The organism is Stenotrophomonas acidaminiphila (assembly GCF_001431595.1).
GTDB classification, from domain to species: Bacteria; Pseudomonadota; Gammaproteobacteria; order Xanthomonadales; family Xanthomonadaceae; genus Stenotrophomonas; species Stenotrophomonas acidaminiphila.
The window spans coordinates 39,868-55,697 of record NZ_LDJO01000014.1; the positions used below are offsets into that span (position 1 = coordinate 39,868).

The following is a 15,830-nucleotide window of genomic DNA, read 5'->3' on the forward strand; positions in this document are numbered from 1 at the left end:
TCTGAGGGCGTGACGGATTTCTCGGCCTGCGCGCGGAGCGGTTGCCAACCACCGGAAATTCATTATTAATGCGCGGGCGCAACAAGTGCGTCCAAGTGCCCGTCGGCAGGGGAGAAACCGTGGGGCTTATCCCAAAGAGTCAACCACCGATCATCGGTGTTGACATCAGCTCGACTGCGGTAAAGCTGCTTCAGCTTGCCCGCAGCGGCAATCGTTTTCGCGTGGAACATTACGCCGTGGAACCGCTTCCGCCGAATGCGGTGGTGGAGAAGAACATCGTCGAGGTCGAGGCGGTCGGCGAGGCCATACGCCGGGCCGTGGCGCGCTCGGGAACCCGGGCCAAGGGGGCGGCTGCCGCGGTCGCCGGTTCGGCGGTGATCACCAAGGTGATCCCGATGCCGGCCGACCTGGACGAGGCCGACCTGGAAGCCCAGGTCGAGCTGGAGGCGGTGAACTACATCCCGTATCCGATCGAGGAAGTGAGCCTGGACTTCGAGGTGCTCGGGCCGGTGCCCAACAACCCGGAAATGGTCCAGGTGCTGTTGGCGGCCTCGCGCTCGGAGAACGTCGAACTGCGCCAGTCGGCGCTGGAGCTGGGCGGGCTGGTGGCCAAGGTCATGGACGTGGAAGCGTTCGCGATCGAGAACGCCTTCGCGCTGGTGGCCAGCGAACTGCCGGTGGCCAGTGACGGCGTGGTCGCGCTGGTGGACATCGGCGCCACCATGACCACGCTCAACGTCCTGCGTGGCGGGCGCAGCCTGTACAGCCGCGAACAGGTGTTCGGCGGCAAGCAGCTCACCGACGAGGTGATGCGCCGCTACGGGCTGAGCTACGAGGAAGCCGGGCTGGCCAAGCGCCAGGGCGGGCTGCCGGAGAGCTACGAGGTGGAAGTGCTGGAGCCGTTCAAGGAGGCCACGGTCCAGCAGATCGGCCGCCTGTTGCAGTTCTTCTATGCCGGCAGCGAGTTCAATCGCGTCGATCACATCGTGCTGGCCGGTGGCTGCGCTTCGCTGCCCGGGCTGCCGTTGATGGTCGAGGAACAACTGGGGGTGAGCACGTCGGTGGCCAATCCGCTGGCGCAGATGACGCTGGGACAGAAGGTGCAGGCGCATGCGCTGGCCCAGGATGCCCCGGCGCTGATGATCGCCACCGGCCTGGCCCTGCGGGGGTTCGACTGATGGCACGCATCAATCTATTGCCTTGGCGCGCCGAGCGGCGCAAACAGCGCCAGCGCGAGTTCTACACCATGCTCGGCCTGGCCGCCGCCGTCGGCGTGCTGATGTCGCTGCTGCTGTATTTCTACTACGACGGGCAGGTCAGCGGCCAGAACGAGCGCAATGCCTATCTCGAGGCCGAGATCGCCAAGGTCAAGGAGCAGAACAAGGAGATCGACCGGCTGGACAGCCAGAAGAAGCGTCTGCTCGACCGCAAGCAGGTCATCGAGGAACTGCAGGGCAAGCGCTCGCAGATGGTGCACCTGTTCGACGCGCTGGTGCGCACCATTCCCGATGGCGTGGTGCTGACCGCGCTCAAGCAGGAAGGCGAGACGCTGACGCTGGAAGGCCGCACCCAGTCCAACGCGCGGGTCAGTACCTACATGCGCAACCTGGAAAGCTCGGGCTGGATGTCCAATCCGGAGCTGTCGGTGATCGAGGCCAAGGCGCAGGAAGCTTCGGGCTCGGCGGTGGACATCAAGTCGCTGCCGTACGTGTTCACCCTGAAGGTGAAACTGCCGGCACCGGGTGAGAACGCAGCGCAGACGTCGGAAGCGGATGCCGCGCCTGCTGCCGCGCCGGCGCCTGCTGCGGACACGGCGCAGAAGGAGGCCCGCCCATGAGCCAGAAGAAGAGCGGTTTCAACAATCTGGACCTCAACAACATCGGCAACTGGCCGCAGGGCCCCAAGCTGGTGTTCTGCGCGCTGCTGGCACTGCTGATCCTGGGCTTGTCCTACCTGCTGGTCATCCGCGGCACGGCCGAGGAACTGGAAGGGCTGGAAGCCAGGGAGGTCGAACTGCGGACCAGCTTCGAGAAGGAGCAGCAGCGTGCGGTCAACCTCGAGCCGCTCAAGCAGCAGCTCGCGCAGATGGAGCAGGTGCTGCAGCAGATGCTGCGCCAGCTGCCCAGCAAGACCGAGATGCCCGACCTGATCATCGACGTGTCGCAGACCGCGCTGTCCAGCGGACTGAACAACGAACTGTTCAAGCCCGGCGACGAGCAGATCAAGGAGTTCTACGCCGAGAAGCCGATCGCGCTGCGGCTGGTGGGCAGCTACCACCAGTTCGGTGCCTTCGTCAGCGGCGTGGCCTCGCTGCCGCGCGTGGTGATCCTGACCATGCACGACATCAACCTGAAGCCGAAGGATCCCAAGGCCGGCATCTCCGCGCGCAGCGGCGCGCTGGAACTGTCGGGCACGGTCAAGACCTACCGCTACCTGGATGACAACGAGCTGGCGGACCAGGAAAAGAAGGCCGCCGAGGAAGAAGCGGCGCGCAAGAAGGAGGGCAAGTGATGAAGGGTCCCCTCCGCATCCGGGCGCTCTGCGCGGTGGTTCTGGTGGTGGCCGCGACCGGTTGTTCGCGCGGCATCACCAGCACTCCGGGCGATGCGCCCAATCTTGAGAAGTGGGTGGCTGACGTACGTGCACGCCCGGCCACGCCGCTGGATCCGCTGCCGGTGATGCAGCAGTTCGAGACCTTCGAGTACTCGGCGCAGGGGCTGCGCGATCCGTTCAGCGATGCCTGGGCCAGTGCGGACGGCAACAGCGCCCTGCGCCCGGATCCGAACCGGCGCAAGGAGCCGCTGGAAGCCTTCCCGCTCGACAGCCTGGACATGGTCGGGACGATCGGCAAAGGCGCCGCCATGGTCGCGCTGGTGATGGGGCCGGACAAGGTGACCTACCGTGTCCGTCCGGGGGTGTACCTGGGGCAGAGCGATGGCCGCGTCACCAGTGTGCGCGAGGACGGCATTGAGCTGATTGAACTGGTGCCCGATGGTGCTGGCGGCTGGCTGGAACGCCCGGCCTCGCTGGCGCTTGACGATCGATGAATGATTATTGGGGATAGCACGATGACTTTTTCCAAAGCCCTGAGCCTGCGTCCCGCCCGGCGCCATGCGATGGTCCACGCCCGCGCACTGGGAGTTGCGCTGGCACTGGCCTGCGGCTCTCCGTTGGTGGCCTTCGCCGCCGACCTCGCTCCGCCGGCCGCCGCACAGCCCGCGGCTACCGTCGCGGTCACCAAGGTCGACTTCAAGCGCGGCGATGACGGCGCAGGCCGCCTGATCCTGCAGTTCGACGGCCAGGGCGCCAGCCCGGACCTGAGGACCCAGGGCAACAGCGTCGTGGTCGACATGGGCAATGCGACCCTGCCGGCCGAACTGCAGCGCCCGCTGAACGTGGTGGACTTCGCCACGCCGGTGCAGCGCATCGATGCCAAGCCGTCTGGCCATGGCTCGCAGCTGGTGCTCAGCACCCAGGGTGCGTTCGAGTCGCTGGCCTACCAGTCCGGCAACGAGTACGTGGTGGAGATCTCGCCACGCCAGGAACAGTCTGCGACCGGTGCGGTGACCGCCCAGACCGTGGCCCAGGCCGCGGCCACGGTGGCCGCGCGCGGTTACAGCGGGCGCCCGGTGACGTTCAATTTCCAGGACGTGCCGGTGCGCACCGTGCTGCAGCTGATCGCCGAGGAATCCAACCTCAACGTGGTCGCGTCCGATACGGTGCAGGGCAATGTGACCCTGCGCCTGGTCAATGTGCCGTGGGACCAGGCGCTGGACATCGTCCTGCGCGCCAAGGGCCTGGACAAGCGCCGCGATGGCGGGGTGATCTGGGTTGCACCGCAACCCGAGCTGGCCAAGTTCGAGCAGGACAAGGAAGACGCCCGCATCGCGATCGAAGAGCGCGAGAACCTGGCCACCGATTACATCCAGATCAACTACCACAGCGCCGAGGCGATCTTCAAGGCACTGACCGAAGCCAAGGGCATCGGCAACGCGGGTGCCGGTGGTGGCGGTGGTGCCGGCGGCAGCGCGCAGCGCGAGAACGGCTTCCTGTCCAAGCGCGGCATGATCGTGGCCGACGAGCGCACCAACACGCTGATGATCAGCGACATCCCGAAGAAGATCGCGCAGATGCGCGAACTGATCGCGGTGATCGACCGGCCGGTCGACCAGGTGCTGATCGAAGGGCGCATCGTCATCGCCTCGGACACCTTCGCGCGTGACCTCGGCGCCAAGTTCGGCATCCAGGGTCGTCGCATCGGCGACCGCACCCAGGCCATCAGCGGCTCGCTGGGGGGCAACAGCAGCATCATCAACGACGGCATCGTCACGAACCAGGGTCTGAACGTGAACCTGCCGGCGAAGACCTATACGGAAAGTCCGGCGGGCGCGATCGCCTACACCCTGCTGGGTGCCAACTTCTCCCTGGACGTCGAGCTGTCGGCGATGCAGGAGGAAGGGCGTGGCGAGGTGGTTTCCAATCCGCGCATCGTCACCGCCAACCAGCGCGAAGGCGTGATCAAGCAGGGCAAGGAAATCGGTTACGTCACCATTTCCGGCGGCGGTGGCGCCGGCGGTGCGCCGACGGCCAACGTGCAGTTCAAGGAAGTGCTGCTGGAGCTGAAGGTCACCCCGACCATCACCCAGGACAACCGCGTCTTCCTCAACATGAACGTGAAGAAGGACGAAGTCGATCGCTTCCTCGATGTGACCGATTTCGGCACCGTGCCGATCATCAACCGCCGCGAGATCAACACCGCGGTGCTGGTGGACGATGGTCAGACCGTGGTGATCGGCGGCGTGTACGAGTTCAACGACCGCAGCAGCGTGGCCAAGGTACCGTTCCTGGGCGACGTGCCGTTCCTGGGCAATCTGTTCAAGAAGCGCGGCCGTGCCAAGGACAAGGCCGAACTGCTGGTGTTCGTGACGCCCAAGATCCTGCGCGTGGCCAAGCCGCACTGAGCCGGGTCCATCCGGAAGAGCACGAGGGGCCGCCGCAAGGCGGCCTCTTCGTTTCCGGTCCGTGCAAGCGGCTGCGATGAACCATTTCATCGTGGATCGGTCAAACTGCGCCTATGAACCTGACCCCGAACACGCCCCCGCCGCCGACCGTCGACAACGGCCTGCACGCGGCTTTCATCGCCCTGCGCGATGCCCTGGCTGGCGAGATCGTCGGCCAGTCGGTACTGATCGAGCGCCTGCTGGTCGCGCTGTTGGCCGATGGCCACCTCCTGGTGGAAGGCGCACCCGGACTGGCCAAGACCACGGCGATCCGCGCGCTGGCCTCGCGCATCGACGCCAGCTTCGCGCGCATCCAGTTCACGCCCGACCTGCTGCCGGCCGACCTGACCGGCACCGACATCTGGCGTCCGCAGGAGGGACGCTTCGAGTTCCAGCCGGGTCCGGTGTTCCATCCGATCCTGCTGGCCGACGAGATCAACCGTGCACCGGCCAAGGTGCAATCGGCGCTGCTGGAGGCGATGGGCGAGCGCCAGGTGACGGTGGGCCGCACGACCTACCCGTTGCCGTCGGTGTTCCTGGTCATGGCCACCCAGAACCCGATCGAACAGGAAGGCACGTTCCCGCTGCCCGAGGCGCAGCTGGACCGTTTCCTGATGCACGTGCGCATCGGCTATCCCGATGCCGCCGCCGAGATCGACATCCTGCGACTGGCCCGCGAGCGTGCGCTGCGCGAAATGGACGCGGTGTCCGTGCCGATGCAGAGACTCTCCCTGGAACAGGTCGAGCAGGCACGACGGGCGGTCCTGGAACTGCACATGGCGCCGCAGCTGGAGCGCTATCTGGTCGAGCTGGTGCTGGCCTCGCGCGACGCATCGGCCTACGACGCCTCGCTGGCACGGCGCATCGCATGGGGTGCCAGTCCGCGCGGGTCGATTGCCCTGGAGCGCTGCGCGCGGGCCAGGGCGTGGCTGGCCGGACGCGACTACGTGACCCCGGACGACGTGCGTGCAGTCGCGCCGGACGTGCTGCGGCACCGGGTGCTGCCCAGCTACGAAGCGGCGGCCGAAGGCTGGGACGGCGAACGCCTGGTCGCGGCACTGCTCGACCGCGTGCCGTTGCCGTGATGCGGCCGGGAAGTGGCAACGCGGAGCGGACGACGGCCATGCCCGGCGACGTCTCTTCCCATGGCGTGGCGCCACTTCCCGCTGCCGACGGCATCGTCCCCTCGCTGGCCGAGCTGATCGCGCTGCGGCGTGCGGCGATGTCCACGCGCGGGCCGCGCCGCGGGCGACGCGGCGTATCCGCGCGGGCGACCTCCGCGCAGCGCGGGCGCGGCATGGAGTACGCCGAGTCGCGCGAGTACGTGGCCGGCGACGACGCCCGGCACATCGACTGGAAACTCAGCGCACGCACCGGCTTCACCCACACCAAGACCTTCCAGGCCGAGCGCGAGCGGCTGACCCTGCTGGTGGCCGATACCGCGCCCGCGTTGTATTTCGGTACCCGTGCGCGATTCAAGTCGGTGCAGGCCGCGCGTGCCGGCGCGATCGCGGCCTGGTCGGCATTGCGCGACGGTGACCGCGTGGCGGCGCTGTGCGCTGGCCGGGCAGACGGGCTGGTGCCACCGGCGGGCGGCATGCGCGGCGTGCTGCGCGTGCTCGATGCCCTGGTGCGCTGGTATGGCGCGCCCACGGCCGATGGCACGGGCCTGCAGGCGGCGCTGGAGCGCGCTTCGCGTCTCCTGCATCCGGGCGCACGGGCGCTGGTGCTGGCGGATCCGGGCAGTGCCCTGGCCGTGGCGCCGGCCACCTGGTCGGCGTTGTCGATGCATGTGGACGTGCGCCTGTTGCTGCTGGTCGATCCGCTGGAGATGCAGCCACCCCGATGCCTGTTGCCGGTGGTGGCGCCGGGCGGGCGCATGGAGCTGGACCTGGCTGCCGGTGCGGTGCGCGATGCCTGGCACACGGCCTTCGTCGGCCCGGTGGAGGCGCTGTGCCGGTCGTTGCCCGGTCGCAGGATCCAGGTACAGGTACTGGCATCGGACGACGCCAGCGATGCCTGGCTGGGGGCTGCCACGGTGGCGGCGGGCCGATGATCGGCGCCACGCTGCCGCTGCGCGACGTACACCTGCCGGCCGCTCCGGGCGGGTGGCCGCCGGCGCCAGGCTGGTGGCTGCTGCTGGGCGCGTTGCTGCTCGGGCTCGGCGCGGTCGTGGCACTGCGGCTGCGTCGCCGGCGCCGGCGGCAGCGCTGGCAATCGCTGTTCGATGGATCGCTGGCCGCGGCGCCCGGCGCGGCTGCACGCATCGGCATGGCCGCGGAGCTTTTGCGGCGCGCGGCACGCCGCCGCGACCCGGCCGCGGCACTGCTGCAGGGCGAGGACTGGCTGCGGTTCCTCGATGGCGGTGATGGCCACGAATTCAGTACCGGCGACGGACGCGTGCTGCTCGATGGCGGCTTCCGCCGCGCGGTGGACGAGGCGGAAGCGACACGTGCATGTGCGCTTGCGCGTGGTCGCTTCATCGCGCTGATGGAGCGCGGCCGGTGATCGAGCGCCTGCACGTGCTGCTCGGCGGTCTTCCGGAATTTGCCTGGCCCTGGCTGTGGCTGGCGCTGCCGGTGCCGCTGCTGATGCGGCTGTGGCCACTGCCCGTGGGCAACGGCCCGGCGCTGCGCGTGCCATGGGAGCCGGCGCGGCTGCAGGTGGCGCCGCCAACCCGGCGCATGCCTGCGCCGCGCACGCTGCTGCTGTGGCTGGCGTGGCTGTGCCTGTGTGCCGCGGCCGCGCGGCCACAGCAGCTGGGCGATGCGGTGGAACCGCCGCGCGAGGCGCGGCAGATGATGCTTGCCGTGGACCTGTCCGGCAGCATGGGCGAGGACGACATGCTGCTCGGTGGCCGCGTGGTGGACCGGCTCACCGCTGCCAAGGCGGTGCTGGCCGACTTCCTCGACCGCCGCGAAGGCGACAGCATCGGCCTGCTGGTATTCGGCCAGCGGGCCTACGCGCTCACCCCGTTGACCCGCGACCGTGCCAGCGTGCGCGAACAACTGCGCGACAGCGTGGTCGGGCTGGCCGGGCGCGAGACCGCGCTGGGCGATGCCATCGCGCTGGCGGTCAAGCGCCTGCGTGCGCAGCCCGAAGGCCAGCGCGTGCTGGTCCTGCTCACCGATGGCGTCAACACCGCCGGTGTGCTCGATCCGCTGAAGGCGGCCGAGCTGGCCAAGGCCGAGGGCGTGCGCGTGCATACCATCGCCTTCGGCGGCACCGGCGGTTTCTCGCTGTTCGGCATGCAGCTTCCCGGAGCCGAGGACCCGATCGACGAGGACACGCTGGCGCGCATCGCGCGGGAAACCGGCGGTCGCTTCTTCCGCGCACGCGATACCGGCGAACTGGTCGGCATCTATGCCGAGCTGGATCGCCTGGAGCCGATACACAGTGCCGGGCCGGCGCTGCGCCCGCGCCTGGAGCGGTATGCGTGGCCGCTGGCGGCGGCCCTGCTGCTGGGCGTGCTGGCGCTGGCGTGGCCGCGGGGACGACCATGACCGCGCTCTGGGACACCCTGCATTTCGTCCGTCCCGGCTGGTTGTGGGCGCTGTTGCTGCTGCCGGTCGCGTTGCTCGGTGCAGGTTACCGGCGCCGGCGCGGTGGCGACTGGCGCGACGCGGTGGATCCGCACCTGCTGCCGCACCTGCTGGTGGGTAGGGGCCGGCGCGGCATCGGTGGCAGGCTGGCCCTGCTTGCCGGCCTGCTGCTGGCGGTGTTGGCCCTGGCCGGGCCGAGCTGGCGCCAGGTCCAGCAGCCGTTGTGGGAATCGAAGACTCCGCTGGTCGTGGTGCTGGACCTGTCCAGCCGGACCGGCGCGGCGGACCTGCCGCCCAGCCGGCTGCTGCAGGTGCGCGCCAAGCTGGCGATGCTGCTGCGCGAGCGCCGCGGTGGCGAGGTGGCGCTGGTCGCCTATGCCGACGAACCGTTCACCGTGGCGCCGTTGACCGACGATGCCGCCAATGTCGCGCTGTTCCTGGACGCGCTGGCGCCGGAGGTCATGCCGGTGGACGGGCAGCACGCCGCCCGGGCATTGCAATGGGCCGGCGACCTGCTGCGCCAGGCCGGCGCGCGCGAGGGCGTGATCCTGCTGGTCAGCGACCAGGCCGATGCCCAGGCCGATGCCGAAGCCGTGCGCCTGCGCGCGGCCGGCTACCGGGTCTCGGCGCTGGGGCTGGGAACGCCGCCGGGTGCCGCCTATCGCGACCGCGAAGGCCGCATCGGCCATGCCCGGCTGGACGAACCCTCGCTGCGTGCGCTGGCCGTCGCCGGCGGCGGCCGCTACGCGCGGATGTCGGCGACCGACGCGGACCTGCAGTCGCTTGACCTGTTGCAGCCGTCGGCCACTGCGGACGACCGCCCCGGCCGCACCGATACGAGCTGGCAGGACGAGGGCTACTGGCTGTTGCCGCCGCTGATGCTGGTCGCGCTGCTGGCGTTCCGGCGGCGCCGGCAGGTGCTCGCCGCACTGGTGCTGTGTGCGTGCCTGCCGCTGGCGCAGCCGTCGCATGCATCGGAAAGCGGCGGCTGGTGGCAGCGCGCCGACCAGCGCGAGCACCAGCGCCTGGCCGAGGGCGTGGAGGCTTACCGCAAGGGTGACTTCGCGCAGGCGCAGCGCCACTTCGAAGGCATGGACACCGAACAGGGCTGGTACAACCTGGGCAATGCACTGGCGCGGCAGGGCCGTTACGACCAGGCGATCGAAGCCTACGACCGCGCGTTGCGACGGCGGCCGGACATGGCCGACGCGAAGGCCAACCGTGCCGCGGTCGATGCCGCGCGCAGGCGCAGGCCGCCGCCGGGGCAGCAGGGTGGCGGCCAGGACCGGCCCGATCCACGCCAGGGCAAGGACACGTCCGGCGGGCAATCGCCGGGCCAGGCGCAGGCCGACCCGGCACAGGGCGCGTCATCGCAGGGACAGTCCCGGCCGCAGGACCGGCAGCAGGCGCCCTCCCGACCACAGGACGGGCAGCCCGCCTCGGCGGGGGCGCGGCAGCAGGCGCCCGAAGTGGAAAATGCACGGGACCAGCGCCAGGCCGACCAGGCCCAGCGCGCACGCATGGCCGAGGCGCTGCGGGCGCGCCAGCCTGCCGAACGCGCCGCCGGCGAGCGCGCCGCGCAGGTGTCGATGAGCCCGCAGGAGCGCGAGCGTCGGCAGGCGATCGAAGCGTGGATGCAACGGGTGCCCGACGAACCGGGGGATCTGTTGAAGGCGAAGTTCCAGCTCGAGTACGAGCGGCGCAGGCAGGAAGGTCGATGAAGCGGCGAAGCGTACTGATGGGTGTGTGGCTGCTGGCATGGCTGGCCTGCGTCGCCGGCGTGCAGGCGCAGACGCGGGCGTGGCTGGACCGCGACCGTATCGGCGAGGGCGACGTGGTCACCCTCAACATCGAGACCGACCAGGCCGGTGCGGCGCCGGACTACGCACCGTTGCAGGCCGATTTCAGCCTGGCCGGGCGCACCAGCGGGCGGCAGACGCGCATGGTCAACGGCAGCATCAGCAACACCGCCCTGTTCGGCGTCGTGCTCACGCCGCGCCGCAGCGGGGTGCTGCAGGTGCCGGCATTGCGCGTCGGCACGGTGCAGACCCGGCCGCTGCAACTGGTGGTCGATCCCGCGCCGGTGGCCAGCGGCGGCGATGCACTGGCGTTCGTGGAAACCGAGGTCGACGACCCGCAGCCCTACGTGCAGCAGAGCGTGGGCGTGGTGGTACGGCTCTATTTCGCGACCCAGCTGGCGTCCGGCGAACTCGACCTGGCGACACCGGCATCGGCCTCGCTGCAGCGGGTGGGCCAGGACCGCACGTCCGCGCGCGAGGTCGGCGGCCGCCGCTACAACGTGGTCGAGCGCCGCTTCCTGCTGATCCCCGAGCGCAGCGGTCCGCTGCGGCTGGAGGGGGCGCGTTTCAGCGGCCGCGGGGCCGGTGGCCTGTTCGACGATTTCCTCGGGCGCGGTGGCGGCACGCTCAGTGCCCGCGCGCCGGACCAGACCCTGCAGGTGCGCGCCGTGCCCGATGCCGCACCGCAGCCATGGCTGCCGCTGAAGGACCTGCGCCTGCGCTACACCGCCGCGCCGCAGTCGGCGCGGGTCGGCGAGGCGCTGACACTGGAGGTGGAGGCCACCGCCGTCGGCGCGACGCGCGCGCAGTTCCCCGACCTGCCGCTGCCGGCAGCCGGCGATGCCGCGCAGGTATTCGCCGAGCCCGCACAGTACGACGAGAGCTTCGATGGCGCCGGCCCCCGGCTGAAGCTGACCCGTCGCTATTCCATCGTGCCGCAGCGGCCCGGCACCCTGGTGTTGCCGGGTATCGGCCTGCGCTGGTGGGACGTGGGCGCGGCCGAAGCCAGGACCGCCACGCTGCCCGGGCTGAGCCTGGCGGTGGCGCCGGGGAGCGCGGTGCCGGCGCCCGTGCCGGCCGCATCCGCCGCTTCGGCGGCGGCCCCGGCGACGCAGGTCGATCGTGCGATCGCCCTGCCGGGTGCCGGGCATCTGCCGCAGCGGCTGTGGCCACTGCTGGCAGCGGGATTCGCCCTGCTGTGGCTGGCCACCCTGGTGTGGGCGTTGACCCGGCGGCCATCGGCATCTCCCCGGGCCGCATCGGTGGCGGAGGCCGCACCGGGCATGGCCACGCACTCGCTGGCCGACCTCAGGCGCGCCCTGGACAGCGGCGACCTGGATGATGTCGAGCAGGCGCTGCGTGGCATGGCCCGGCCCCCGGTCGCCGACCTGGATGCGCTGGCCGCACGCCTGGGCAGCGCCGTGCAGCGCGAGGCGCTGGAAGCGTTGCGCCGTGCCCGCTGGGCCGGTGGCAGCGGGCCGGTGGCGCGGGCCGCGCTGCGCGCCGCGTTCGCCAACGGACCCGAATGGCGGGGGCAGGCGCGGGAACCGGCGGCGCCACTGCCGCCGCTCTATCCCGGGCGCGGATCCGGCTGACCGCAGCGGTCGCGCGGGCGCCGGCCGACCACCGCACGGGTCGTCGGCAGCCGCCCGGGCAGCAGCGCGTCGGCGGCCCGGAAGCGACTTTCCGGGCACCGCGAAACCGGGCCAAATGGCAGGGTTGGACGGCGTGCAGCTTTTGTTAAGCTACGCGATCTTTCGCCCGCGAGAACTGCCGCATGCCCCACGCCCAAGCGTCAAGGAAGCCCTCCATGCCGTTGCACATCAAGGTGCTCCTGGGGTTCATGCTGGGCACGATCGTGGGCCTGGTGGCGCACGCCACCTCCGCCGACGCGGCATGGGTGAATACCACCATCGACTATGTCACCCAGCCGTTCGGCCAGATCTTCCTCAACCTGCTGTTCATGCTGGTGGTGCCGCTGATGTTCTCGGCGCTGGTGCTGGGCGTGGCCGAGCTGGGCGACATCGCCTCGCTGGGCCGGCTGGGCTGGAAGACGCTGAACTACACCGCGGTGGTGACCGCGCTGGCGGTCGGCATCGGCCTGCTGTGCGTCAACCTGCTGCAGCCCGGCACGCACATGGAGCCGGCCCTGGTCGAGCAGGCCATGAGCAGCGCCAAGACCGGCGAGATCGTCAGCAAGGGCAACGAACTGCGGCTGATGGACCTGCTGGTCAACATCGTGCCGCACAACATCGTCAACGCGATGGGCGACGACAGCAAGAAGCTGGGCATCGTGTTCTTCGCGCTGATGATCGGCATCGGCCTGGTGATGAAGCCGACCGCGGGCACCACCGCGTTCAAGAACGCGGTACAGGGCCTGTTCGAGGTGTGCATGCACCTGATCGGCATGTTCATCAAGCTGGCGCCGTTCGCGGTGGCGGCCTTCATGTTCAACCTGACCGCACGGCTGGGTTGGGACGTGATCCAGAGCCTGATGTGGTTCGTGGTCACCGTGCTGCTGGCGATCGCCATCCACGGCTTCATCGTGCTGCCGCTGTGGGTGCGGCTGCTGGGCGGCATGTCGGCCCGCACCTTCTTCCGCGGTACCCAGGAGGCCACGTTGACGGCCTTCGCCACCGCTTCCTCTTCGGCCACCCTGCCGGTGACCCTGCGCGTGGCCGAGGAGAACTTGAAGCTGCCGCGCAAGGTCTCGCGCTTCGTGCTGACCGTCGGTGCCTCGGCCAACCACCATGGCACCGCGCTGTTCGAGGGCATCACCGTGCTGTTCCTGGCGCAGGTCTATGGCCTGGACCTGGGCATGCCGCAGCAGTTGATGGTGCTGCTGCTGTGCATCCTGGGCGGCATCGGCACCGCCGGCATCCCGTCCGGTTCGCTGCCGGTGATCGCGATGATCTGCGGCATCATCGGCATCAAGCCCGAGGGCATCGGCATCATCCTGGGCGTCAATACGTTCCTGGACATGTGCCGCACCTCGCTCAATGTGACCGGCGACCTCGCCACCGCGGTGGTGGTCTCGCACCGCAGCGGCGTGACCGACGACGAAGTGCCGGAAGTGGCGGACAACGCCGGCCATCACTGAGCCGCCGGCGAAACGGAGACCACGAGGGCCGCCCATGGGCGGCCTTCGCGTTTTTCCCCGCCGGGCGGAAGCCGGTGCCCACCGCGGGTTCGCGGATGCCGCCCCAGGCCATGCGCAGGCTCCGCGTCGTGCCTCTGCCGGCCTGACCTGTCCGGTGCTCTGTGGGACAATAGGCCGCCCGCAGCTCCGCGGGAGCCTCCCGACCCGACGAACCATGACGCAGCCCACCCGCCGCCAGTTGGCGAACGCCATCCGTTTCCTCGCCGCCGATGCGGTGCAAGCCGCCAACTCCGGCCACCCCGGCATGCCGATGGGCATGGCCGACATCGCCGAAGTGCTCTGGAACGACTACCTCCGGCACAACCCGAACAACCCGAAATGGTTCAACCGCGACCGCTTCGTGCTGTCCAACGGCCACGGCTCGATGCTGCAGTACGCGCTGCTGCACCTGAGCGGCTACGACCTGCCGATCGAGCAGCTCAAGGCCTTCCGCCAGCTGGGCAGCAGGACCGCCGGCCACCCGGAGCGCCATGAAACCCCGGGCGTGGAAACCACCACCGGCCCGCTGGGCCAGGGCTTCGCCAATGCCGTGGGCTTCGCGCTGGCCGAGAAGCTGCTGGCACAGCGCTACAACCGTCCCGAGTTCGAGGTCGTCGACCACCGCACCTGGGTGTTCATGGGCGACGGCTGCCTGATGGAAGGCATCTCGCACGAAGCCGCCTCGCTGGCCGGCACCTGGGGCCTGGGCAAGCTGGTCTGCTTCTGGGACGACAACAACATCTCCATCGACGGTGAAGTGGAGGGCTGGTTCACCGACGACACGCCGGCGCGCTTCGAGTCCTACGGCTGGAACGTGGTGCGTGGCATCGACGGCCACGATCCGGAGAGCATCAAGGCCGGCATCGACGCGGCGCTGTCGCAGTTCGACAGGCCGACCCTGATCTGCTGCAAGACCACCATCGGGTTCGGTTCGCCGAACAAGGCCGGCCAGGAATCCAGCCACGGCGCGCCGCTGGGCAAGGACGAGCTGGAAGCCACGCGCAAGGCGCTGGGCTGGGCGTACGGCCCGTTCGAGATCCCCGAGGAGATCTACGCCGGGTGGCGCGCGGGCGGTACCGGGACCCTGCGCCAGGCCGAGTGGGAGCAGCTGTTCGACAAGTACGCCGCGCAGTTCCCGGCCGAGGCCGAGGAGCTGACCCGCCGTTCGCATGGCGAGCTGCCGGCCGACTTCATCGCCCGCGCCGATGCCTACATCGCCCAGGTCCAGGCCGAAGCGCCGAACATCGCCTCGCGCAAGGCCTCGCAGAACGCGATCCAGGCCTTCGCGCCGCTGCTGCCGGAAATCGTCGGCGGCTCGGCCGACCTGGCCGGCTCCAACCTGACCCTGTGGAAGGGCGCGCAGAGCGTGGTCGGCGACGACCCGCAGGCCAACTACGTGCACTACGGCGTGCGCGAGTTCGGCATGAGCGCGATCGCCAACGGCCTGGCCCTGCACGGTGGCTTCCTGCCGTTCGACGCCACCTTCCTGGTGTTCAGCGACTACGCCCGCAACGCGCTGCGCATGAGCGCGCTGATCCCGGCGCACGTCATCCACGTGTTCACCCACGACTCCATCGGCCTGGGCGAGGATGGCCCGACCCACCAGCCGGTCGAGCACATCGCCTCGCTGCGCTACATCCCCAACAACGACGTGTGGCGCCCGTGCGACGCCACCGAGTCGGCGGTGAGCTGGAAGGCGGCGATCCTGCGCCGGGACAACCCCAGCTGCCTGATCTTCAGCCGCCAGAACCTGGCGCCGCAGGCGCGCAGTGCCGAACAGGTCAAGCTGATCGAGCGCGGCGGCTACGTGCTGGCCGACGCCGCCGGCACCCCGGACGTGATCCTGATCGCTACCGGCTCGGAAGTGGGACTGGCCATGGGCGCCAAGGCCGAGCTGGACGCGGCCGGCATCAAGACCCGCGTGGTGTCGATGCCGTCCACCAACGTGTTCGACCGCCAGGACCCGGGCTACCGCGAATCGGTGCTGCCGCACGCGGTGCGTGCACGCGTGGCGGTGGAAGCCGGCGTCACCGGCTTCTGGCGCCAGTACGTGGGCCTGGACGGCGCCGTGATCGGCCTGGACAGCTTCGGCGCGTCGGCACCGGCCGACAAGCTGTACCAGCACTTCGGCATCACCACCGAGGCAGTGGTCGCCGCGGCCCGGGCGCAGCTGGCGAACTGACGCGCCGCAGCGCTTCGTGATGGGAAAAGGCCGGGATTTCCCGGCCTTTTTTCTGGCGACAGGCAGCGCTTTTGCGGTCCGCACCTGGTCGCCCCTGCTCGCCGCCGCGGCATGCGCGTGCGAGCATCGGGCCATGCGTCCCGCGGGGGGCGATACTTCCGGAGAACC

At 69.9% G+C, this 15,830-nt stretch carries 13 protein-coding genes; all 13 read left to right on the plus strand.

The features are described from left to right. Positions 1-119: 119 nt before the first annotated feature. The 13 genes from ABB33_RS03665 to tkt all read left to right on the plus strand — a co-directional run bounded on the left by ABB33_RS03665 (position 120) and on the right by tkt (position 15,662). On the plus strand, positions 120-1,178 hold the full coding sequence (locus ABB33_RS03665; RefSeq protein ID WP_056931335.1) for a pilus assembly protein PilM: 1,059 nt from the start codon (positions 120-122) through the stop codon (positions 1,176-1,178). Beyond that, positions 1,178-1,837: a PilN domain-containing protein gene (locus ABB33_RS03670; protein WP_056931184.1), complete on the plus strand. Its 660-nt coding sequence runs from the start codon at positions 1,178-1,180 to the stop codon at positions 1,835-1,837. Before ABB33_RS03665 ends, ABB33_RS03670 begins: the two co-directional genes overlap by 1 nt. Continuing rightward, a complete protein-coding gene (locus ABB33_RS03675; RefSeq protein WP_056931185.1) occupies positions 1,834-2,511 on the plus strand; it encodes a type IV pilus inner membrane component PilO in 678 nt (225 codons plus the stop codon). Before ABB33_RS03670 ends, ABB33_RS03675 begins: the two co-directional genes overlap by 4 nt. Further along, positions 2,511-3,047, plus strand: coding sequence for a pilus assembly protein PilP (locus ABB33_RS03680; RefSeq protein ID WP_056931186.1), 537 nt, complete (start codon positions 2,511-2,513; stop codon positions 3,045-3,047). The genes ABB33_RS03675 and ABB33_RS03680 overlap by 1 nt, the downstream gene beginning before the upstream one ends. A gap of 21 nt (positions 3,048-3,068) precedes the next feature. Next, positions 3,069-4,961: a type IV pilus secretin PilQ gene (locus ABB33_RS03685; RefSeq protein ID WP_056931187.1), complete on the plus strand. Its 1,893-nt coding sequence runs from the start codon at positions 3,069-3,071 to the stop codon at positions 4,959-4,961. Between the two features lie 113 nt (positions 4,962-5,074). Next, positions 5,075-6,085: an AAA family ATPase gene (locus ABB33_RS03690; protein WP_056931188.1), complete on the plus strand. Its 1,011-nt coding sequence runs from the start codon at positions 5,075-5,077 to the stop codon at positions 6,083-6,085. 38 nt (positions 6,086-6,123) lie between these two features. Further along, entirely contained in the window at positions 6,124-7,056 is a 933-nt protein-coding gene (locus ABB33_RS03695) for a DUF58 domain-containing protein (protein ID WP_056931189.1), read from the plus strand. Further along, complete coding sequence (locus tag ABB33_RS03700) at positions 7,053-7,508, plus strand: DUF4381 family protein (RefSeq protein WP_056931190.1); 456 nt, start codon at positions 7,053-7,055, stop codon at positions 7,506-7,508. Before ABB33_RS03695 ends, ABB33_RS03700 begins: the two co-directional genes overlap by 4 nt. Before the next feature lie 83 nt (positions 7,509-7,591). Next, positions 7,592-8,503 carry a vWA domain-containing protein gene (locus ABB33_RS03705; protein ID WP_225546758.1) on the plus strand — a complete coding sequence of 304 codons (912 nt, stop codon included), beginning with the start codon at positions 7,592-7,594 and terminating at the stop codon, positions 8,501-8,503. Continuing rightward, positions 8,482-10,263 carry a VWA domain-containing protein gene (locus ABB33_RS03710; RefSeq protein WP_380610751.1) on the plus strand — a complete coding sequence of 594 codons (1,782 nt, stop codon included), beginning with the start codon at positions 8,482-8,484 and terminating at the stop codon, positions 10,261-10,263. The genes ABB33_RS03705 and ABB33_RS03710 overlap by 22 nt, the downstream gene beginning before the upstream one ends. Continuing rightward, complete coding sequence (locus tag ABB33_RS03715; protein WP_056931193.1) at positions 10,260-11,936, plus strand: BatD family protein; 1,677 nt, start codon at positions 10,260-10,262, stop codon at positions 11,934-11,936. The genes ABB33_RS03710 and ABB33_RS03715 overlap by 4 nt, the downstream gene beginning before the upstream one ends. A 182-nt stretch (positions 11,937-12,118) precedes the next feature. Further along, a complete protein-coding gene (locus ABB33_RS03720) occupies positions 12,119-13,441 on the plus strand; it encodes a dicarboxylate/amino acid:cation symporter (protein ID WP_054667338.1) in 1,323 nt (440 codons plus the stop codon). A gap of 214 nt (positions 13,442-13,655) precedes the next feature. Beyond that, positions 13,656-15,662, plus strand: coding sequence for a transketolase (gene tkt / locus ABB33_RS03725; protein WP_056931194.1), 2,007 nt, complete (start codon positions 13,656-13,658; stop codon positions 15,660-15,662). Positions 15,663-15,830: the final 168 nt, after the last annotated feature.